17 protein-coding genes and 2 pseudogenes are annotated in these 22,511 nt (G+C 38.8%); 16 read left to right on the top strand and 3 right to left on the bottom strand.

Annotated features, from left to right (window positions below; all coding sequences use genetic code 11):
* Positions 1-405: 405 nt before the first annotated feature.
* From PROCOU_RS13605 to PROCOU_RS13555, 11 genes and pseudogenes are all read left to right on the top strand, one after another.
* Complete coding sequence (locus PROCOU_RS13605) at positions 406-2,181, top strand: glycoside hydrolase family 13 protein (RefSeq protein ID WP_036073359.1); 1,776 nt, start codon at positions 406-408, stop codon at positions 2,179-2,181.
* Between the two features lie 288 nt (positions 2,182-2,469).
* Positions 2,470-3,733: pseudogene (locus tag PROCOU_RS13600) on the top strand (extracellular solute-binding protein).
* 109 nt (positions 3,734-3,842) lie between these two features.
* Positions 3,843-5,147 carry a sugar ABC transporter permease gene (locus PROCOU_RS13595; protein WP_036073356.1) on the top strand — a complete coding sequence of 435 codons (1,305 nt, stop codon included), beginning with the start codon at positions 3,843-3,845 and terminating at the stop codon, positions 5,145-5,147.
* Position 5,148: 1 nt separating this feature from the next.
* Positions 5,149-6,001 (top strand): annotated as a pseudogene (locus tag PROCOU_RS13590) (sugar ABC transporter permease).
* A gap of 217 nt (positions 6,002-6,218) precedes the next feature.
* Positions 6,219-7,040, top strand: a complete 822-nt coding sequence (locus tag PROCOU_RS13585; protein ID WP_159101233.1) for a DUF1189 family protein — start codon at positions 6,219-6,221, stop codon at positions 7,038-7,040.
* Positions 7,037-9,322, top strand: a complete 2,286-nt coding sequence (locus PROCOU_RS13580; RefSeq protein WP_036073354.1) for a glycoside hydrolase family 65 protein — start codon at positions 7,037-7,039, stop codon at positions 9,320-9,322. The genes PROCOU_RS13585 and PROCOU_RS13580 overlap by 4 nt, the downstream gene beginning before the upstream one ends.
* A 544-nt stretch (positions 9,323-9,866) precedes the next feature.
* Positions 9,867-11,036 (top strand): SGNH/GDSL hydrolase family protein, encoded by a 1,170-nt coding sequence (locus PROCOU_RS13575; protein ID WP_036073352.1) that lies wholly within the window; start codon positions 9,867-9,869, stop codon positions 11,034-11,036.
* Positions 11,037-11,339: 303 nt separating this feature from the next.
* Positions 11,340-12,161, top strand: coding sequence for a diadenylate cyclase CdaA (cdaA, locus tag PROCOU_RS13570; protein WP_036073349.1), 822 nt, complete (start codon positions 11,340-11,342; stop codon positions 12,159-12,161).
* Positions 12,158-13,579: a CdaR family protein gene (locus PROCOU_RS13565; protein ID WP_036073346.1), complete on the top strand. Its 1,422-nt coding sequence runs from the start codon at positions 12,158-12,160 to the stop codon at positions 13,577-13,579. Before cdaA ends, PROCOU_RS13565 begins: the two co-directional genes overlap by 4 nt.
* A 198-nt stretch (positions 13,580-13,777) precedes the next feature.
* Positions 13,778-15,133, top strand: a complete 1,356-nt coding sequence (gene glmM / locus PROCOU_RS13560) for a phosphoglucosamine mutase (RefSeq protein ID WP_036073344.1) — start codon at positions 13,778-13,780, stop codon at positions 15,131-15,133.
* 211 nt (positions 15,134-15,344) lie between these two features.
* On the top strand, positions 15,345-15,803 hold the full coding sequence (locus tag PROCOU_RS13555; RefSeq protein ID WP_036073341.1) for a thioredoxin family protein: 459 nt from the start codon (positions 15,345-15,347) through the stop codon (positions 15,801-15,803).
* A 57-nt stretch (positions 15,804-15,860) separates the two neighbouring features.
* Here PROCOU_RS13555 and PROCOU_RS13550 read toward each other — a convergent pair whose 3' ends face one another.
* From PROCOU_RS13550 to PROCOU_RS13540, 3 genes are all read right to left on the bottom strand, one after another.
* Positions 15,861-16,307 carry a Crp/Fnr family transcriptional regulator gene (locus PROCOU_RS13550; RefSeq protein WP_036073339.1) on the bottom strand — a complete coding sequence of 149 codons (447 nt, stop codon included), beginning with the start codon at positions 16,305-16,307 and terminating at the stop codon, positions 15,861-15,863.
* A gap of 31 nt (positions 16,308-16,338) precedes the next feature.
* Complete coding sequence (locus PROCOU_RS13545; RefSeq protein ID WP_036073337.1) at positions 16,339-16,560, bottom strand: cyclic nucleotide-binding domain-containing protein; 222 nt, start codon at positions 16,558-16,560, stop codon at positions 16,339-16,341.
* 183 nt (positions 16,561-16,743) lie between these two features.
* The gene (locus PROCOU_RS13540; RefSeq protein WP_036073335.1) at positions 16,744-17,199 is read right to left on the bottom strand and encodes a GNAT family N-acetyltransferase; all 456 of its coding nucleotides are present in this window, start codon (positions 17,197-17,199) and stop codon (positions 16,744-16,746) included.
* A gap of 356 nt (positions 17,200-17,555) precedes the next feature.
* On the opposite strand from PROCOU_RS13540, the gene PROCOU_RS13535 reads away from it, so the two are divergent.
* The 5 genes from PROCOU_RS13535 to PROCOU_RS13515 all read left to right on the top strand — a co-directional run bounded on the left by PROCOU_RS13535 (position 17,556) and on the right by PROCOU_RS13515 (position 22,508).
* A complete protein-coding gene (locus PROCOU_RS13535) occupies positions 17,556-17,852 on the top strand; it encodes a WXG100 family type VII secretion target (protein ID WP_036073332.1) in 297 nt (98 codons plus the stop codon).
* A gap of 118 nt (positions 17,853-17,970) precedes the next feature.
* On the top strand, positions 17,971-18,267 hold the full coding sequence (locus PROCOU_RS13530; protein WP_036073328.1) for a WXG100 family type VII secretion target: 297 nt from the start codon (positions 17,971-17,973) through the stop codon (positions 18,265-18,267).
* Positions 18,268-18,378: 111 nt separating this feature from the next.
* Positions 18,379-21,735 carry a type VII secretion protein EsaA gene (esaA, locus tag PROCOU_RS13525; protein ID WP_036073325.1) on the top strand — a complete coding sequence of 1,119 codons (3,357 nt, stop codon included), beginning with the start codon at positions 18,379-18,381 and terminating at the stop codon, positions 21,733-21,735.
* Entirely contained in the window at positions 21,725-22,240 is a 516-nt protein-coding gene (essA, locus tag PROCOU_RS13520) for a type VII secretion protein EssA (RefSeq protein WP_051994413.1), read from the top strand. Before esaA ends, essA begins: the two co-directional genes overlap by 11 nt.
* 16 nt (positions 22,241-22,256) lie before the next feature.
* Positions 22,257-22,508, top strand: a complete 252-nt coding sequence (locus PROCOU_RS13515; RefSeq protein WP_036073323.1) for an EsaB/YukD family protein — start codon at positions 22,257-22,259, stop codon at positions 22,506-22,508.
* Positions 22,509-22,511 lie beyond the last annotated feature (3 nt).

The following is a 22,511-nucleotide window of genomic DNA, read 5'->3' as shown; positions in this document are numbered from 1 at the left end:
TTAGAGCCTCAATATGCATGAGAACGAAGTGAGCATGTAATCCATGTACTGTATCACGTGAAGCGCCTCCGGATCCAGCTTCAACGGCCAACTCCTCGAAAACTTCACGCCCTCCATAAAAAGCAAGAGCGGCTTTTTACTACGGTCGCTCCAGTTTTTTTCGGAGCTGAACGGGCCGTTTCAGCTTTTCATGAGATCCAGCTTCAGAAGCCAGGCCCTCGAAATTTTCGTGGCCTCCATAAAAGTCAAAAGAAGACTTTTACTACGCCCCCTAACAAATTTTTTCGGGCCTAACGGGCTTCTTCAGCTTTTCATTCTGTTATCGATAACAATCCAAAAAACATTGTAAGTGTTTTCAAAGCATGCTAACTTGGAGATAGATATTAATAAGGAGGTTTTTTTGTTATGGAAAAAGCAGCAATTTATCATCAGCCGTTTAGTTCGTATGCTTACGGCTATGATTCTCAGACGTTACATATCAAAATTAGAAGTCAGCGGGATGATATCCAAGAAGTGGTTTTAATTGCAGCAGATCCCTATTTACAAACCGATTCTGGCTGGGCATCTGAGGAAACAGCACTTCGAAAAGTGGCTTCTACAGAAGAGCATGATTACTGGTTTGTTGCAGTTAAGCCTGAACAACGGAGATTACAGTATGGTTTTGTGTTGACAGATACAGCGGGGGAAGATGTGTTTTATGGTGGACGTGGATTCTATGAGAATACACCAGCCAATCGCGCTATTATGGATTATTATTTTAAATTTCCATTTTTACATGATACAGAGGTTTTTAAAGCTCCTGAGTGGGTGAAAGAAACGATTTGGTATCAGATTTTCCCAGAGCGATTTGATAATGGAAATCCGTCGCTTTCACCAGCAAATGTGTTGCCTTGGGGGAGCAAAGACCCTGATCGTGATGACTTTTTTGGTGGAGACATTCAAGGAATTATCAATCATTTAGACTATTTAGTGGAGCTTGGAATTAATGGTATTTATTTGACGCCAGTATTTGAGGCATCTACGAATCACAAGTACGATACGCTGAATTATTTTGAAATAGACCCTCATTTCGGTGATAAAGAGACGTTCCGTAAACTGGTTCGAGAAGCGCATAAGCGTGGCGTTAAAATCATGCTGGATGCGGTTTTCAACCATATCGGGGATAAATCTCCAGAATGGCAAGATGTACTTAAAAATGGTGAGAAATCGAAATTTGTGGATTGGTTCCATATCCGTTCATTCCCAGTGACACCGGGCGAAAATGGCAATGTGGAAGGAAAGAATACACTTTCCTTTGACACGTTTGCTTATACTATGCATATGCCGAAATTAAATACTGCAAATCCAGATGTGCAGAAATATTTGTTAGATATCGCAACATATTGGGTGCGGGAATTCGATATCGATGGCTGGCGTTTGGATGTGGCGAATGAAGTAGATCACGCTTTCTGGAAGCAGTTTAATAAAGCTGTCCGTAGCGAAAAAGAAGATATTTACATTCTTGGCGAAATTTGGCATGATTCATGGCTGTGGCTACTCGGAGATGAGTTTGATTCAGTAATGAACTATCCGTTCACGCAAACCATTATTGAAAATTTTGTGGAGGAGCGGATTAAGCCAACTAAGATGGTTTCTGGGATTAGCGAACAGTTGATGCGCTACCAGGAGCAGGTGAATCATGTCATGTTTAATATGTTGGACTCTCATGATACGGCGCGGTTATTGACTCGTTGTGAAGGTGATAAAGAGAAGGCAAAATTGGCACTTGCTTTCATGTTTGCACACACCGGATCTCCGTGTATTTACTATGGAACAGAAATCGGCATGGATGGTGCAGATGATCCATTGTGCCGAAAATGTATGGAGTGGGATGAAGCCAATCAAGATAAAGACATGCTGACCTTTATGAAAAAATTAATTGCGTTCCGTAAGACGAATCAAAAAGTATTGACATATGGCAATTTAGATTGGCATATTGTTGATGATGAGAAGCATATCGTGGCTTTCTCTAGAACATTAGATGGCAAATGTCTGACATTTATTTTTAATCAAAGCGATGTCGCGCGAACAGTTCTAAAAGCAGATGTAGCAATCACGGAAGAGGTACGAAACGCTTGGACGAATGAAGTCGCTGGAAATCTGGATATTCCGGCAAAATCGTTTGTCATTTTAGAAGGTTAAAATAATAAGTGGTAAATTCATAAACTAGAGTCAAACGGGCTGTATATGCGTAAAAATGAGACTGATTCGCACATACAGCCTTATTCTAGCCATAGCAATAATCTTGTTATCGGTAACACGATATTATATCTTGAAAACGTTTTCGTTATAAGCCATAATTAGCGTCAGAGGTTAACCTGTTTCACAATGCTTTACCAAGAATAAAAATTAGGGTGTGAAGAAGGAGCGCGCAAAACACAATTTAAGGGGATGCGCATGAATTTTTCAAAAGAGGAGGAAAAAAAGGTAATGAGTTCATTCAAAAAGTTTAGCTTATTAGCAATGGTTTTGGTAATCGTAGCAAGTCTAGCAGCATGTGGTAGCGGAAGCTCGTCGAAAGATAGTGGATCAAGTGATGGTAAGAAAACATTGACAGTTTCTGTGGATGAGGGTTATGCAAAATATATAGACAAAATTAAATCTAAATTTGAAAAAGATAACGATGTGACAATAAAAGTAGTTAAAAAAGATATGTTCGAGACACTAGAAGCATTGCCATTAGACGGCCCAGCAGGTACAGCGCCTGATGTAATGATGTCGGCGTATGATAGAATCGGTAGTCTTGGTCAACAAGGACATTTAGCCGAAGTAAAATTAGGAAATAAAGATCAACTTGATGATAACGACGTGAAGCAAGTGACAATTGATAATAAAAATTTATGGTGCGCCAGCAATTATTGAAACGCTTGTGCTATATTACAATAAAGATTTACTAGACAAAGCTCCGGCTACTTTTAAAGACTTAGAAGCTTTAACAAAAGACCCACGTTTTAACTTTGCAACTGAAAAAGGAAAATCAACAGCTTTCCTTGCAAAATGGACTGATTTCTACTTCTCATATGGACTATTAGCTGGTTATGGCGGTTATGTATTCGGTGATAATGGTACGAATCCAAAAGATATCGGTTTAAATAATGCAGGTTCTATCGAAGGAATTACTTATGCAACGAAATGGTTCCAAACTTACTGGCCAAAAGGAATGCAAGATAATAAGAGTGCAGATGACTTTATCCAAGATCAATTTGTAAAAGGTAAAGCAGGCGCGATTATCGGTGGCCCTTGGTCAGCGGCAAGCTATAAAGAAGCTAAAGTAAACTATGGTGTGGCAGAAATCCCAACACTTGATAATGGAAAACCATATTCTCCATTCGCTGGTGGTAAAGGGTGGGTTATTTCAAACTACTCTAAGAATAAAGGGGTTGCTCAAAAATGGGTGGATTATGTAACTAATACTGATAACCAAAATACACTATATGAAATGACTAATGAAGTACCAGCAAATCATGAATCACGTGACGCTGCAGCTGCTAAGAAAGATGAGCTGACTACGGCGGTTATTGCGCAATATGCCAACGCACAACCAATGCCAAACATTCCAGAAATGGCTGAGGTTTGGACTGGAGCGGAGAATTTGATGTTTGATGCAGCTTCAGGCAATAAAACACCGAAACAATCTGCCAATGATGCAGTAAAAGTTATTTCTGATAACATCGATCAAAAATATCAAAAATAAATAAGAACGAGTTTGGATGGATTTCAGAGTGTCATCAGCTACTTCGATTGACACTCTGAAAAACATTCTAAGCTTACATAAAATAAAAGGTAGAAATGGGGATAACACGATGGATAAGGAACAATCAATAAAAAATGTTCGTAAGGCAACGCTGTTATCGATTATTCCAGGACTGGGTCAATTTTATAATGGGCAAATTTTTAAAGGTGTAGTGTTTATCGCTGTATTTATTGCTTTCATTATCGAATTTATTGCAGTAGGTATTAACGCATTCATTGGTCTCATTACGCTAGGTTCTGTACCAGGTGTGGATCATTCGCTATTCTTGATGATTGAGGGAACACTTCAATTGATTGTTACTGTCATTTTTATCGGCTTTTATATTATTAATATATTCGATGCGAGACGTGTTGCAGTGACATGGAATTTGGGTGAGAAAGTTAATACGAAGGCAATCGATATTCTAAAAAACATGGTGGAGAAAGGCTTTCCGTATCTTTTCACGCTGCCAGCATATCTTGTTATGACGTTTGTTATTATCTTTCCTGTACTAGTAACATTATTTATGGCTTTTACAAATTACGATTTTTATCATATTCCACCTGCTAATTTAATTGACTGGGTAGGATTTAAAAACTTCTTTAGTATTTTCTTCCTAAGCGCATATCGTGATACATTCTTAAGTGTATTTTCGTGGACGCTTGTTTGGACGATTTGTGCTACAACTTTGCAAATAGTGATTGGTGTTTTTACTGCCGTTGTGGCAAATCAGAGTTTTATCAAAGGAAAACGCCTTTTCGGAGTAATTTTCTTGCTTCCGTGGGCAGTGCCTGCTTTCATTACCATCATGAGCTTCTCAAACATGTTTAATGACAGTATTGGTGCCATCAACATGCAAGTTATCCCGCTTTTAAATCACTTACCATTTGTTGATATTCCATCGCTTGCTTGGAAAACGGATCCGTTCTGGACTAAAATAGCGCTAATATCGATTCAAGGTTGGTTGGGATTCCCATATATTTATGTCATGGTAACTGGAGTATTACAAGCTATTCCAGGTGAGTTATATGAAGCCGCGAAAATTGATGGTGCAAGTGCTATTTCTCGGTTCCGTAAGATTACAATGCCAATGATTTTATTCGTAACAGCACCTGTATTTATTACGCAGTACACATTTAACTTTAATAATTTCTCCATTATTTATCTATTCAATGAAGGTGGACCAGGAAGTGTTGGCGCAGGTGCAGGTTCGACAGATATTCTTATTTCATGGATTTATAAATTGACAACGGGGACATCACCGCAATATGCTGTTGCTGCTGCCGTAACGCTACTCATATCGATTGTTGTCATTTCAGTGTCGATGATTGCGTTTAAGAAAACTAATGCCTTTGGTAATGAAGGGATGATGTAGGATGAAGTCATTTTTAAAGGATCAACGAACAACTAATTTCTTAACAAAAATTTTTCACGTATTTATTCTTGCTAGCTTTATCTATCGTGATTTTATATCCTATTTTAATTACAGCATCATCTGCTTTTAAACCAGGAAATATTGCGGCATTTACGTTAGAGTGGAGCGATAATTGGACGCTTAATAATTTTACGAGGTTGTTTAATGATACCTTATATTTGGATTGGTATCGGAACACATTAATTATTGCAACTACAACAATGTTTTTCCAAGTAGCGATTGTAACGATTGCGGGATATACGTATAGTCGTTACCGTTTTAAAGGACGGAAGAATAGTTTAATCTTCTTCTTGATTATTCAAATGGTGCCTACGATGGCTGCGCTAACAGCATTTTACGTGTTGGCGATGTTATTAGGTGCGTTGGATCAGTTCTGGTTCTTGACATTGATTTATATCGGTGGTGGAATTCCGATGAATATTTGGCTGATGAAAGGCTATTTCGACACTGTGCCTAGAGATTTGGATGAATCTGCGAAACTTGATGGTGCAGGGCATTTTCGTATTTTTGGTCAGATAATCTTGCCATTAGTCCGACCGATGATTGCAGTTCAAGCCTTGTGGGCGTTCATGGGGCCATTTGGTGACTTCTTACTTGCCAAATTCCTATTGCGTACGCCAGAAAATTTGACGATTGCAGTCGGTTTGCAAAGCTTCATTGCTAATCCTCAACAGCAAAAAGTTGCCTTATTCGCAGCAGGTGCTATTTTAGCCGCTTTACCAATTTGTTTACTGTTCTTCTTCTTGCAAAAGAATTTTGTATCAGGGCTTACTGCCGGTGGAACGAAAGGTTAATCATCTGAGAAGTTACGAACGCTCACTCTGCTGTGGGTTTTTGATGTGAAGTGAAATAGAGTCTCACTGTGCAAAGAGTTTGTAGTCCTTTAAAATGTCGCTACTTTGCTTTGCCTGGGAATTAAGTAGTTGTAGCTTTTAGGAAGTTTGGCGATGAAGTTGAGATTATTAAAGATTTATGGATTGTGATGTGATTAGGATGAAGCGTGGATTTCCAATGAGCTATTTCTGGGGAATGTGTTCGCCCAAACGAATGTTTGCTAGTCGGGCTTCGTTTGGATGGGGAAAATTAGTTTTTATTTTTGTGTTTTTGACGGCTTGTTTACTAATTCCGGTTTCGCTACATTTTGTGAAGCAGGAGTCGTTTGATTTGGAGTCGTTGATGCCAAATATGATGAAACAGGTAGATGATGCTTTTGTTAGTGATGTTAGGGCTAGCTATCAATTGCAAAATGGGACGTTGTCGGGTGAACCAAGCGAGACTAAAATGGAGACCGGTAGTGGTTTAGCGATGGTGAACTTGGGAAATTTTGAGTTGCCAGATGTGAAGAATTTGCTAGTTTTGGGCAAAAATAGCATGGAACTTCGGGATAGTTCTGGCTACGCTTTCACTGTAAAGTATACGAGTGATACAAGTCTTGCTGGTATAACGAACGCTGAAGATATGCAAACTTGGATCAGTAGGCAATGGTTTGTGCAGAATAAGGCGTTTGTTTTTCTAACAATGTCTGCGATGCTCGGATCGGTTCTTTTGGCAAGTAGTTTAATGTTAATATTATTTGCAGCTTTGTTTATTTGGTTTACGAAGCGAAATCAGATGTCAGAGATTCGCTCCTATAAAGAGGCTGTTTCACTAACATTACTCGCTCTAGGATTACCAACATTATTTGCATCTGTCATGGGGATAATTTACTTCGACGTTACAGTGATGATGGCAATTCAGTCGCTTGGAATGGTGCTCATGATTGCATTTACTTTCATTAAAACACGCTTTAGACAGACGGATAATATTTTGGAATTGGGGGGACGGACAGGATGATTCAACGCTTATTTGAAATTGATAAATGGAAATTAAAATCTAGAAATGTTGAGAAAGATGCCAAACGTTTACAGGAAAGTCTGACATCACTTGGAAATGGCTACATGGGTATGCGTGGCAATTTTGAGGAGCGTTATTCTGGGGATACGCATCAGGGCACGTATATCGCGGGTGTTTGGTATCCGGATAAAACGCGTGTCGGTTGGTGGAAAAATGGATACCCTGATTATTTTGGAAAAGTGATTAATGCGCTAAATTTTATTGGTATTGATGTAGAAATAGATGGAGAAACGCTAGATTTATTTCAAGACACGGTGACAGATTTCCATTTGGAGCTTGATATGGAGACTGGGATTTTGCGCCGTTCATTTAAGGTGACAAAGAATGAGAAGGCATTTTTGATTGAGGCGGAGCGTTTTCTTAGTATTGTCAAACAGGAGTTGTGCTTGATTCGATATCATGTTACAGCGCTAGATGCTGATGCAGAGGTTGTTCTCACACCGTATATCGATGGGAATGTGACGAATGAGGATGCGAATTATGATGAAATATTTTGGCTAGAAGTCGCACAAAAGGCGGAGGAAAATAGGGCAACTATTGTGACAAAGACAATCGAAAATAATTTTGATATTCCACGTTTTACAATTGCGGCCTCAATGGAGTCTCGTGTAACGAATCTGAAAGAGTCATCGGAAGCGGTTGCGAAAAAACTATATGTTGAAAATAAATATCGATTTAAAGTGCTTAAGGGCGAGACTGCGAAAATGGAGAAACGAGTGGCTGTAGTGACTTCTCGTGATTATGAGGAGCAGGAACTAGCACCAAAAGCGGAGCAAATTTTAGCGGATTTAGAAGCTTTGAGTTATGAAATATTGCGTGAAGAGCATGCGAATGCTTGGCTGGAACGCTGGCAGAAAGCGGATGTTTTAATTTCGGGTGATGATGGGGCGCAGCAAGGGATACGTTTCAATATTTTTCAGCTTTTTGCAACGTACTATGGAGAAGACGCACGACTCAATATTGGGCCAAAAGGGTTCACGGGTGAAAAATATGGTGGTGCAACATATTGGGATACGGAGGCATTTGCTTTGCCACTTTATTTGTCTCTTGCTGATAAGAAAGTATCGCGTAATTTGTTGCAATATCGCCATGACCAACTGGATGGTGCTAAGATTAATGCTCGTAAAATTGGTTTAAAAGGTGCGCTTTATCCGATGGTTACATTCACAGGAATTGAGTGCCATAATGAATGGGAGATTACATTTGAGGAAATCCATCGTAACGGTGCTATTGCGCATGCTATTTATAATTATACGAACTACACGGGCGACAGTTCCTATTTAGAGAATGAAGGTATAGACGTGTTGACCGAAATTAGCCGGTTTTGGGCTGACCGGGTGCATATGTCTGAGCGATTAGATAAATATATGATTCACGGCGTAACTGGGCCAAATGAATATGATAATAATGTTAGCAATAACTGGTATACGAATTATATTGCTACGTGGACACTGCGATATACGATTGAATCGCTAGCAAAAATTTCAACAACAAAAAAAGAAGCTTTACAAATTACAGATGCTGAAATTGATTTTTGGCAGGACATTATTGATAATATGTACTTCCCATATGATGAGAAATGGCAAATATTTGTGCAACATGATACATTCCTAGATAAAGAATTGCGTTCAACAGATACATTGACGGATACAGATAAGCCAATTAACCAAAATTGGTCATGGGATAAAATTTTGCGGTCGTGCTTTATTAAACAAGCAGACGTGCTACAGGGTATCTATACGTTTGGTGATGAGTTTGATTTCGAGACAAAGCAGCGTAATTTTGAGTTTTACGAACCATTAACGGTGCATGAATCTAGTTTATCGCCAGCTGTTCACACTGTATTGGCAGCTGAAATCGGTCGAGAAGATAAGGCAGTTGAGTTGTATAACAGAACGGCTCGTCTTGATTTGGACAATTATAACAACGATACAGAAGATGGCCTTCATATCACTTCGATGGCTGGGAGTTGGATTGCAATTGTGCAAGGATTTGCAGGTATGCGTACCTTCAATGAACGTCTATCCTTTGCGCCTTTCTTGCCAAAAACGTGGGATAAATATGCGTTTAAAATTAATTACCGTGATCGCTTGATTGAAATTGCGGTAGATTCTAAAACGGTTAGTATCGAGCTACTTGAAGGTGCACCGTTGGAACTGGATTTATTTGGCGAGGCAGTTCAACTAGTAGATAAGCTAGAAAAACATGATTATCATAAATAAGTACATCGAGGAGCTCTTTTTGGGCTTCTCTTTTAAAACCTTTACTGATTTCTTCCATAACAATCAGAATGTATATAAGAGTAAGGGGTTCTTTTTTTGTGGTAATAAATGGAATTATTTAATTGACAGATATATGAAAATACGGTATAATTATTACTTGCTTAAATCATTACTTTGCGATTAAAAATTATATGATGTGAGACATAAAACGAAACAGATAGATTCGTAAAAAAGTGCTTCTGGGCAGGTTTATTTTACGCTCTTATACCGTAAGAGAATTGCTAGAAGTGTCTACAGTATTGTTCAAATAATGAGAATATGTAAAATTGTTAACAAATCAAACTGAGTTTGTGATGTGAACCTATTTTCAATGTCTATATCCTTTGAATGTACAAATGAATTCGCGTTTTCATCTAATTCCAATTGTGTTGACTGGTAAAAGTGCTCTTGATTAACATTAAAACCTACATCTGCGCAAAATGAATCAGTAAAAGTGATGATGGAATGCTGAATACAGAAGAATTTATTTAAGGAAGGTATGGCAATGACGATTAAATTAAATAGACCGATAAATATGCTCCATGGAGGCTCTTACCGTGATGCACTCAATGAGAATTGGGAGATGCTTGAGACATGGATAGCTGAGAATGGGACTGAGGGTCTGCACGATTTTTTAGCAAGTATTTCAATGGTTGGTGGCGAGCAATTGGCTCGTGCAACCATTACGAATTTATTCGATAAAATAGATGTCGATAAAAATACAGGTCTCGTAAATGAGACTGGAAATACTACATTGGAGGCAGGTGTTAATACAAGCCGATTTATTAAAGTGACGCCAGGACAAATCATTGGGGTAACAATGAATGCCAAAATAGTAGGCTGTTATTACGATTTTCAAAAGAGATATATTGGTTTTATGCAGATGACAGAAGTAGCTACGGATTGGTATACACAATGCGTGCCTACAGATGCTAGTTATGTCCGTGTTGTTGTAACCGATGCAAACCTTGATAGCTATATGCTAAGCCAACGAGAATCAAAACCAGAGCAGTATTATGAACATGAGATTTCGTTGCCTCATTTTAATTCAAGTAAGCTTCTTTATGGAAGTCGAGTTGTAACATTTGGCGATAGCATCACATGGTATGATGGTAAGGTGGTTGACGGCGTGTTATATCGCGGTTACCAAGCGTATATGCGTCAAGCGGGCGCATCTATAAGAAATGAGGGGGAAGGATATCTTACTTTTGCACCGAATACAAGGACAGACAGTATTTATGAGCAAATTGTCACAAATAAATATGATTTAACAGATTTTGATATTGTGACAATTGCAGCGGGTACGAATGATGTAGCTTTTAATATACCGCTGGGAGTTGTTGGTGGACGTAATGATACTATTTTTGACACAAGTACAAGCCTAGGCGCTTTGAGGGCAATTATTGAGTACATTCGGATCAATTACCCGAAAACAGAGATATATCTATTTACTCCGTTACAAAATGAAACACGCGATATGGATAAACATGAAATAATCGCTGACGGCATCATAGCTGTTGCTGACATATATGGTTTGCCACGTTTAGATTTATTTAGAAAGTCTGGACTTGGGAAATACACGTATGATTTATACACAAGAGATGGCTTACACCCAAACAATGCCGGATTTGATATGATTGGCAAACGGATTGTTCGAATGATGGAATCGTCTTAAATATTATCTCAATTTTTATTCATGGACTTGTTTCATGGCAGTATAAAACATCGATTAATAATAAGGTCGATGTTTTTTCGTTGCCTCTCTCTTTTTTTTTAGATTTGGATTTACGCAAAAATGTAGTCCTAATAAAAATCTCATCATTTTATTAGGATATTGCTATATTGATAAGCATACTTTTATGGTGCGTCAAGGGCAATTAGATGATATAATGGCAAGTATAAGCATTTTTGATAGCTTATATTACACAGAAGCAGCAAATGAATTACAATTTGCTTTTTTGAAAATGGAGGCGAATTTATGACCATTCCGGACGGATCGATTTTGCATTATTTAGCAAATGTAATTGATATTTTAGTAGTGTGGTTCGTTATTTATAAATTAATTATGCTGATTCGTGGTACTAAAGCGGTACAACTATTAAAAGGTATTTTTATTATCGTGGTTGTAAAAATCGTCAGTAGTTTTTTAGGACTTCAAACAGTAGAATGGATTACCGATCAGGTATTAACATGGGGATTCTTGGCTATTATTATTATCTTTCAGCCAGAATTACGCCGAGCACTTGAAACTTTAGGTAGAGGTAGTTTTATTTCAAAAGCAGGATCGAAGCGAGAGAAGGAGCAGCAACATCTCATTGACTCTATCGAGAAATCGGTCAGTTATATGGGAAAGCGTCGAATTGGCGCTTTGATTTCTATCGAGCGAGGAACGGGTTTGGACGACTATATTGAGACTGGAATTCCTCTTGATGCAGATATTTCTTCGCAACTACTAATTAATATTTTTATTCCAAATACACCGCTACACGATGGTGCAGTGATTATAAAAAACAACAAAATTGCAGCAGCAGCAGGTTACTTGCCTCTTTCAGATAGTCCATTTCTTTCAAAGGAACTTGGAACAAGGCACCGGGCAGCACTTGGTATTAGTGAAGTTACGGACAGTTTAACCGTCGTAGTGTCTGAGGAAACGGGTGGCATCTCAATTACAAAAGGTGGCGAACTTTTCCGTGAAGTAACACCGGAACGTTTGCATGAAATTTTAGAATATGAGCTTGTTGTTCCAATGCAAAAGAAACCGTCTATTTTCAGTAAATGGAAAGGAGGCGGTAATAAATGATGGATCGTATTTTAACAAATAAATGGTCAGTTCGGATTATTTCACTTATTTTTGCAGCGATTCTATTCACCTCTGTCACCGCCACTAGTCCAAGCGTAACGAATGTGACGGATGGCGTGTATGTAGATGTTATCAATAATGTACCAGTGGAAGTGTACTACGATAAAGACAATATGAATGTGAGTGGTGTGCCAGATACAGTGGATGTTACGATTAGTGGTCCCAAAGGTCTGGTACAACTTGCAAAGACACAGCCTAACGTTATTGCATACATCGATCTTACCAATGCAAAAATAGGAACTCAAAGTGTCAAAATTAAAGTAAAAGGTTTATCGGATCGTTTGAAAGCTACGGTTAACCCGCCAACCGCCAAAGTAGCGTTGGCAGAAAAAGTGACGAAAAAATACGCAGTTGAAGTCGAATTAAATAAATCAGTTATTGCAGACGGATATGAAGCAGGAACGTCTAAAACGGATCCGAGGAGAGTTGCAATTACAGCTTCCCAAGAAATTTTAGATCAAATTGCTTATGTGAAAGCTACTGTCTCCGATGAAAAAGACCAGAAAAGTGATTTTACAACGAGAGCTACAATCAGTGCTTTTGATGCGAATTTAAACAAACTAGACGTTGAAATCAATCCAGGTGAAGTAGAAGTTGCGGTCCCAGTTTCGAAAATAGGCAAAACTGTCCCATTGCGTTTTCAGCAAAGCGGCAATCCAGCAGACAAGACAGTGACGATTACGAGTATTACATCTGAGGATGAAAAGGTAACGGTCATTGCTCCTGAATCAGTTACGAATAAGATAGAACAAATCACGATACCGATTGATGTGACACAAATAACTACCGATAAAACACTTGAGGTCTCGGTTCCAGTTCCAACTGGTGCAACATCTATAACTCCGACCTCTGTGAAGGTGAAAATTACAACTGGAAAAAAGCAGAGTGACCAGAGTTCTGATGGAGCAAGTGGGGGCGCTGGTCAGCCTACTGAAAAAAGTCCAGATGTGACGCCACCAGATAAAGACACCGAGGCAGATAAACAACCAGAAGAGGATAAGAAGAGTGAACAAGATGACAAAGATGATGTAGCGAAACAAACATCGACTGAGTTTACCGACATACCTATTAGTATCGTTGGCTTAGTTAATTCCGAGAGTTTCAATACCACATTTGTTAATCCGATAAATGGAAAGGTTAGCATCACGATAAGTGGCGCACAACAAGATATGGACTCATTAGGTCGTAACGATTTCAACATCATAGCCAGTATGTCCAACTTACAGGAGGGCACCCATGTGATTCCGCTAGTTGTCCACGGATTACCATCTAAATTTACATTTACACTATCGCAGTCAAAAGCAGAAATTCAGGTCACGAAGAAAGTTGCAGACGCATCAAATCAAGCGTCTAACTAATTTATTAGCCCGATGAAAACCAAAAAGCAGGCCATTAATCGGGCTTTTACATAAGATTAGGTGTAAAAAAGAATAAAAAAAAGGTATAATGGAAGATACACAAATCAAATGTTGGTCATTAAGATATATGACATAGAAACAAACATAGGAATAAGTGTGACCAACCAACCTTTTAATGAAGAAGGAGCGAGTTATAAAATGGGAAAATATTTTGGTACAGACGGTGTTAGAGGAATTGCAAATAAAGAGCTATCTCCAGAATTGGCTTTTCGCTTAGGGAGATTTGGTGGATATATATTAACAAAACATGTGGGAGAACATCCGAAAGTTTTAGTGGCGAGAGATACAAGGATTTCCGGAGAGATGTTAGAGTCAGCACTTATTGCAGGCTTGGTATCGGTTGGGATTGAGGTAATGCGTCTAGGCGTTATTTCTACACCTGGTGTTGCCTATTTAACAAAAGCACAAGGGGCCGCGGCAAGCGTTATGATTTCTGCATCTCATAATCCAGTGGAAGACAATGGAATTAAATTTTTCGGCTCTGATGGTTTCAAGCTATCTGATAGTCAGGAGTTAGAAATTGAAGCGTTGCTAGACGGAACGAGTGATGAGTTGCCGCGCCCAAGTGATGAAGGGTTAGGTACAGTTAGCGATTACTTCGAAGGCAAACAAAAATATTTACAATATCTAAAGCAGTCCGTTGATGGGAATTTCACAGGCTTACATGTAGCCTTGGATTGCGCACATGGCGCTACATCGTCACTTGCGACGCATTTGTTTGCTGATTTAGATGCAGATACAAGCTCAATGGGGGCATCACCAACTGGCCTTAATATTAATGCAGGTGTTGGTTCTACACACCCTGAAAAGCTGGCTGAATTCGTAAAAGAAAAAGAGGCGCATGTTGGTCTAGCCTTTGATGGTGACGGTGACCGTGTTATTGCTGTAGATGAGAATGGCGAGATTGTTGACGGCGACAAAATCATGTTTATCTGCGCAAAATATTTAAAAGCACAAGGTCGTTTGACAAATAACACAATCGTTTCCACTGTAATGAGTAATTTAGGATTCTATAAAGGGTTAGAAGAACTTGAGATAAAAGCTATCCAGACGGCGGTTGGTGACCGCTATGTTGTAGAAGCGATGCGAGAAGGAAGCTACAGCTTGGGTGGAGAACAATCTGGGCATATCGTATTCTTAGATTACATTACGACTGGAGATGGATTGTTGACCGGTATTCAACTAGTGAATGTCATGAAAGAAACTGGGAAGAAACTTTCCGAGCTGGCAGCAGAAATGCAAACTTTCCCGCAGAAATTAGTAAATATCCGCGTAACTGATAAAAATGGTGTAACAGAAAATGCAAAAGTTCACGCAGCTATTTCAGCGGTAGAAGCAGAAATGAATGGAAATGGTCGTGTGCTGGTACGTCCTTCTGGGACAGAACCGCTTGTTCGCGTCATGGTAGAAGCAGCATCTGCTGAGGACACAGAACGTTTTTGTGATAGTATCGCGAGTGTTGTCATCTCCGAAATGGGTCTTCCGGGGGAGTGAGAAGCACTCATCTCCGTCGTTAAGCCTGTGCTCCGATGCTCTCGTACAAATGTACGCTCTGCTTCGGTGGCCTAGGATCTAAGCACTTCTCACTCCCCCGAGGTTCGGCGGTAAGTCTGATTTGTAGTTAGTTCTAGATTCCTAAATTCAGAGATAAAGGCATTAAAAAAAACGGGCATTTTGCTCGTTTTTGTGTTTAGGGGGGACTTTTATGAAAAAATATAAGATTATTTTGCTTACAATCGTGGCTTTGGCGCTTTTTATCGTGGGAATACAGTTGATTGTGGATACGCATACGAAGAATTTGGCAGATACGAAGGCGGAGGCGAATGAACAGCCAATGCGGGATATCACAAATCATCAAATGAAAGAGATTTTTGCGGATAAGAAGACGGGGTATGTTTATGTTGGGCGGCCGACTTGCCCTGATTGTGAACCTTTTAAAGCGAAGCTCGAAAGCGCGCTTAGGGCAACTAATCGTCAAGCTTTCTATTATAATACGGATAAGGCTCGAGAGGCGGATAAGAACTATACGATGATTATCGAGCAAATGGGTGTTCGAGTAGTTCCAACGCTTATTTATTACACACGTGGTTTGGAAACGGATCGTTATCGTGGTGATTTGGATGATGAGAAGCAAATAAAAGAATGGCTTGCTAATCAAAAATAGAGTGAAAGCTATGACTGAATTGCTCAGTTTTAGCTTTCACTCTATTTTTATAGCTAATTAGTCATTTGTGCGAGGCGTGCGATGTATTTCTAGTTGTTCACGAAGCTTCAATATGTCTAAAATGACGGTTGGTTTTGGCTTTAATCGAATAATCCCTTGCTCTCTTAGTTTTTGAAGTTCTACGTTAGCACGAGTTCTAGGTACTTGAGAAACAAGCGCTAGATGGTTTTGTGTAATTCCACGTGGAAAGCTAATGCCATCATCTGTCTTAATTCCCACCGTATTAGCAATATAAAGTAAGGCAGATATAAGGCGGCGACGTGGGTCATGGTGGGCAATTTCAATTAAGGCATTACGTTCATGAACTTGATTATAACCATCAAAATACAAGAACCAGAACCCATCAGAGTCTGTTTGGAAAAGGCGAAGAATATCATTGCGGTTATAAATACGAATCTTTGAATCTCTCAAAGCAGTTACGTTAAATTGAAAAGGAGAGTCCAATAAGAAATTTGCGCTCCCAAACCAAGTATTACTATTTAAAAAAACGTGTGATTACTTGCAGCTTATCCGAGTTTGTCATGCTAAAAGAAATAAGTCCAGAATCTACTATGTAGAAATGGGAATCTATTTTGCCTTCTTCCACAATGAGCTCATTCTTTTTGAAACTTGCCGTTTTGTGTGGAATATTCATCTCTGTAATTTTTTCAATTAATTTTTCTCCATTAAAATTCTTTACTAAGTCAGCAACATACATAATTTAAATTCCCCTTCTCTATAACGATTGGTCTTACTTCTTATTATAAAGATTTTTCAAAATAAAAAAAGTCATAAATTATACTTTCACACATAAAATATAGTACGATATGTTACAGTTTAATGAATTTGTTAAAAAAAAACAGATTATAAAGGTAATATGAAGAAAATAATTCCAAAATAACTAGTTATTTAAAAAATATGCTAGCACAATTTGATCTTGAGCACGAATACCATTCTCAAAAATGGGATATGCATAGTTTTTCGTAAAATAGTCTGGAATGATGGCAACCATCCGAAAACCATTTTTTTGATAAAATGCCAGGGCTTGGATACTCGAATTAGCAGTTTTAACAATTAAAGTAGATTTGTGTAGCCATAAAGCATGTGTCAATGCTTGTTGTATCAGTTTTTTTCCATAACCTTGTCCTTGATAAGATGGTGAAACTGAGATATTTACAATCTCTGAGGAATCTTCTCCGTTTTGTATACAAATGACACCGTATATGCTTTCTCTTTCTAAGAGTAAGAATACGTCTGATTGCAAGAAATAGCAATCTATTGCAGACCTATCTGGATCTGCTAAAAGCAAGAGCTCATAAGGTATTGCATCACATTTGTTCCATTTTCTAATCTCCATAAATGCACCTCCAAGCTTAATAGTAGCAGTGATAACAAATAAATACAATTAATATGGAAATTGTATAGTATAAAAGGAGTGGGGTAATACTAACTCGATCTTACTTATATTGCTTTGGATGATATAGGATTATTGAGGGAATAAATAGTTATTAATTTTATTTCTTTATTATTTGCTTTAAAAATAATATAAATTTCAACTGTATATAACTTTTCTAGGTAAATAAATGAAATTGTTCACAAAAATTTCACATTTGCAATCAACAAACGTTGGTTCTTTTTTGCTATAATGGCAATATAGCCCAGTAGGCTATTATGTATCTCAAGACCTAAAAAAATAAAAAGGAGTTGAATGGCATGTCAGGACAAATTAGAATGAGCCCCGCGGAGCTACGCGATCGTTCAAAAACATACGGCCGCAAAGGACAGGACATCGAACAAATATTAAGAGAGTTAGAACAGTTGCAAGAACAATTACGCAGTGAGTGGGAAGGGGAAGCATTCCGTAAGTTTGATGATCAATTCTCGCAATTGAAACCGAAAGTAATGGATTTCTCAAACTTGATGCACCAAATCGAACAACAATTAGCGAAAACAGCAAACGCAGTGGAAGAAAACGATGCGAACCTATCGCGCAATTTTGGCTTAAACTAAAGCGTTATCATTTGGGATTGCATGAAGTATACATATCGCATCTTTGTGCAGTTGCTAATTTGGACCGTACAGCATGATGTACGGTCCTTTTCATTTGATTTGAAAAGGAGATGGAACAATGTCAGGACAAATTAGAATGAGTCCCGCGGAGCTACGCGATCGTTCAAAAACATACGGCCGCAAAGGACAGGACATCGAACAAATATTAAGAGAGTTAGAACAGTTGCAAGAACAATTGCGCAGTGAGTGGGAAGGGGAAGCATTCCGTAAGTTTGATGATCAATTCTCGCAATTGAAACCGAAAGTAACGGATTTCTCAAACTTGATGCACCAAATCGAACAACAATTAGCAAAAACAGCAAATGCAGTGGAAGAAAACGATGCGAACCTATCGCGCAATTTCGGCTTGAACTAAAAAATCAAATACTGGAGCTTTTCGGCAGCTCCAGTATTTATTAAACGATTCATTTGGAAATCCGAAGTTGGGAGACTTCTTACATATAAAAAGCAACGGGAGTGGATACGTGTGAAAAAAATAAAATGGAGTGTACTAGCCTTCTTAGTACTGGCTTTGCTTCTTTCTGCTGGAACGTCTTATTTGGCGCTTGAGCAGAATGCTGTCAAAAAAGAAGATAGTGTAGAGACGAAAAAAATGTCGATTGCACTAGTCAATGATGATGCAGGATATCGGACTGCTGATGGTGAAAGAATTGATTTTGGTGATAAATTTACGGCTAAAGTTTTAAAACAAACAGATCATAAATGGGCAACGACTTCTAGTGGGTTTGCGGAGAATGGTTTAAAAAATCGGGTGTACGATATGATTATTTTTATTCCGACCAATTTTTCGGAAGCGGCGATGTCGATGACGTCAGAGAATCCAGAGAAAGTAAAGATTACATATCGCATTAGTGAGACTGGTAATAAAGATGTAACAGCTGAGGCTGAACGCGCTGCTGCAAAGGTGTTAGAAGATTTTAATAAAGAAATTATTGATGTTTATTTTGCCAGCATTCTTACAAATCTTCACGGTGCGCAAGATAGCATCAAGAAGTTGGTCGATAAAGAAGAAACGTATGGTTCTGTATACAATACGAACGTTAATTCACCGTTGTCTAATTATACGCAACAATTTAAAACAGTGCAGGATTATACTGGCATGTCTAAAGATAGTTTTAAAGGATTACAGGATATTTTAAAAGGTTTTGGAACAGGTCTTGCGGAAGGTACGAAGGTGAATGAGACTTATTTCCAATCTTTGGAGAAACTTGCGAAGAATCAAGAGGCGAATGCGCTTGTTTCGAAATCGTTTGCTGAACAAATGTCAAATAATGATACCGCAATGTCAACCGCGGATGTATCGGAGCAACTTTCTAATCTGAAAAATGCTAATGATGCGATTTTTAAACAGTTTCAGAAGATGGAAGAGGAGCGGACATTATCGGTACAGGTGGACAGTGTACAGCGATATTTGGATGCAGTGAATGAGCAGGTTACCATGATAAACACGGAAGTCACGACAAAGATGGGAGAGAGCTTACGTGGCAGTGTGGAAAGTGATTTACAGAAATATATCTCAAATGAGGGAAATCGGACGATTACATTAGACGAACTTACAGACAAGACGTTAAATAATCGATTTAATAATGAGATACAAGCGTTACTAAAAGAGGTGCCCAATTATGATTCTTATCTGTTGAAGGATGATGCGACGGCAGAAGAAAGAGCGGTTTATAAAGAATTGCGCAATGTCATTGAAATAGCCAGAAGATACATTAGCTCTAATTCAGGCGATTGGTCTGAAGGCTTGTTAAGCAAATCAAAGGCATTTCCAAAGTATGAGGCTGTCGAAAATGCGCTGGAACAATTAAAGCAAGAGAAGATTGAGGCCCTTACTACATGGGGACCAAACAATGAATACTACATCTATGATTTTAATCAAGATTTTCAAATTGAAAAGTCACAAACAGAGGGAAATACGCAAAAATTAGTTTTTAATTTGCCAGCTGGATTTACAATGCCTGATGGTCAAGCTGACAGCGCAGTATGGCTTACGAAAGCTGATGGTAGCTATATAGATAAGCGAATTACTTACGATGAGGACACTCAAGAATGGTCGATTGAAATGGATCCAAGTGAAACAAATCCAGATGTATCAAACCCAAGTGCTACATCGCTTGATTTGAAGTTGTCGGTCAAACTTTACATCAAGGCAGACGCTCTTACAAGTAGGGAAGATCCTTCCTTTGATTTGTTTGCCCCAATTAGTCTTGAAATGAGAAATATTGAGGAAGGGGACATAGAGACAAATCCAGGTGACCCAGAATCCGATCCACCGATCCCACCTACAATGGAACCAGGTGTAATTAAAGAGGTAAAGATTGAGCTTGGGCCTGAGTTCATTATTACAGCGGAAGAACGAGATGAAGCGATTAAGTCTGTGCATGACACTATTGCTGCAATCGAGAAGAACACAACGATTCTAGCAGATGATGTGGCAGCATATGTTAAACCGTATTACAAATTATCAGCACTTTTCAAGGCCTATTATGGTATCGATGCGAAGGTTACACCTCTAGATTTAGATGGGAAGTCATTGACGGAATATGCTGCTGGAAAAAAGAATTCGTATTACTATCAGTTCAATATTGAAGACAGAATTGCGATGATGGTGACTCTGATTACAGATAATGTCACAAGTTTTATTCATCGAGATTTAGAAACATTTCAACAACAAGTAGCTGAATCTCAAACGCGTACAGGGATTACGAAAGAAAATGCGAATATATTAACGGAGCGTTTGAATGATACAACGACACAGGCAGCGACAATGAATGCAAGCGTTGCAGAAACCCTCAAAAATGTCGAGGCATGGCGCAAAGCGAGCTTGGAGCTGTTGGATAAAGGCGGCATTGTTATCACGAATAGCAATGATGAAAAGTCTGCAATGTTATCCTTAGGGAGCGAATTTAGTGGATTGCTTTCGCAAAGTAAATCGCTAGCAGATTCCTCTAAGACAAACTTGAATGCAGCTGATAATGTATACAAAACATTTGATGCGATTGATCAGCAAGCTAAAAATATTCAAAATAGCGGTTTAGGAATTGTAACACAAGCACAGCAATTGTCGGCTAATATGGCGAATAAATTAGTAACGGATCAGGATTTTGCTACCAATTTTGCGTCGATGATGGGGAATAGTCGCGTTGGTGACCGCCCAAATGAGAAATTATATAGTTTTTTAAGTAGCCCAGTAGAGAAAGTAAAAGGAGAAACGATTGCAGCTGGCGATACATTCACGCCCTATTTGATTGTGTTAGTTTGCTTTATTGTGGCGTTATTTACTGGATATGTGATTGCGGCGCAGGAGCGAAAACGGAAGCAAGAAGATGATTTTGAGGAAGAGATGGCGCTTGCGTATCAGAATACCCCGATAACGTTAATGACTGTTGGAATCGGGCTGATTGAGGGTGCGATTATCGGTGCAATCTCGGCTTATTTCCTAGAAATGAAAGGCGTTATTTTCGTATCTTGGATGGGGATTATTATTTTGATTGTGTTGGTTTTCGTGTTAGTTGCAACATACTTGTTACGCCAATTACGCATGATAGGGATGTTCTTGTTACTCGCTATTTTAGCTGCATACTTGTTCTTAACAGAAGCGGTGGGTCTTAAAATTGACCAAGATTCTATGTTAGCAACGATTCGTTCGCTCTCCCCATTGCAATATATTGAGAACTTATTAAATGGATTTGTGAGTCGAACGGATGATTGGCTTGTGATTATGTATAGTTTAATTGGTGTTGCAGTTCTTGGAATAGTTGTGAATTTATTCGTTTGGCATCGAAGTAAACAAGCAGGAGGAAATGATGATGATGTGTAAAAAAAGAATGATTTCTGTGCTTGTCACTGTTTTGGTGGGAACGATAGTATTCATTCCTGTTAGTGTTCTAGCAGCAGGTGATGAAGAATCCTATCTTGGAGATAATGGAAAAATGGAAATGCAGCTTGAGCGAGCGACGAAAACGGATGAAGAGAAAGATGCGGAAATGGATACGGAACAAACCGAGCTTGAAAAATTGGGGATTACCTTGTTCACGCCGGAAGCTGAGAAAAATGCTGCGGAAATAAAAGCACAGGAAAAGAAAGAAATGGACGATACGAAGGCCGCGCTGTTTACGGGTGAATCGCAGAAAGATAATTCGGTGCAGTTGATGAAAGCAGCTTTGTTTACGGAGCAAGATGCGACAGCAAAATCAAAAGATGCGAATACACTCGGGCAAGAGGAGACGGAAAAATCGAGTAAAACGATCTGGTGGGTTTTGTCAGGAATTGTTTTAGCTGTTGGCGCGATGCTTTATATGGTTGTTCGCAAAGTTTGGGAGTAAAGAGAGGAAGATAGAGATGGCACAAGATACGCATATTAACGTGACAATAAATTTTACAAAATGGGGCGGACGGGTGCATGATTTGCGCATCCCGAAGCACCAGCCGGTCAAAGCGTTGTTGCTGAATTTGGTGGAGACATTGAAGCTGTCGCAGCCAAATATGTCGCATTGCGCGATTAAAGTGGCGAATAAGGAATTATTATTGACGGACGATGATAAGTTGACGGATTTTCAGATTACGGACGGGGACATCATTGAAATTTTATAAAAG

It is taken from the genome of Listeria rocourtiae FSL F6-920, assembly GCF_000525975.1.
Taxonomy (GTDB): domain Bacteria; phylum Bacillota; class Bacilli; order Lactobacillales; family Listeriaceae; genus Listeria_A; species Listeria_A rocourtiae.
This window is presented reverse-complemented; position numbering and strand designations above follow the sequence as displayed.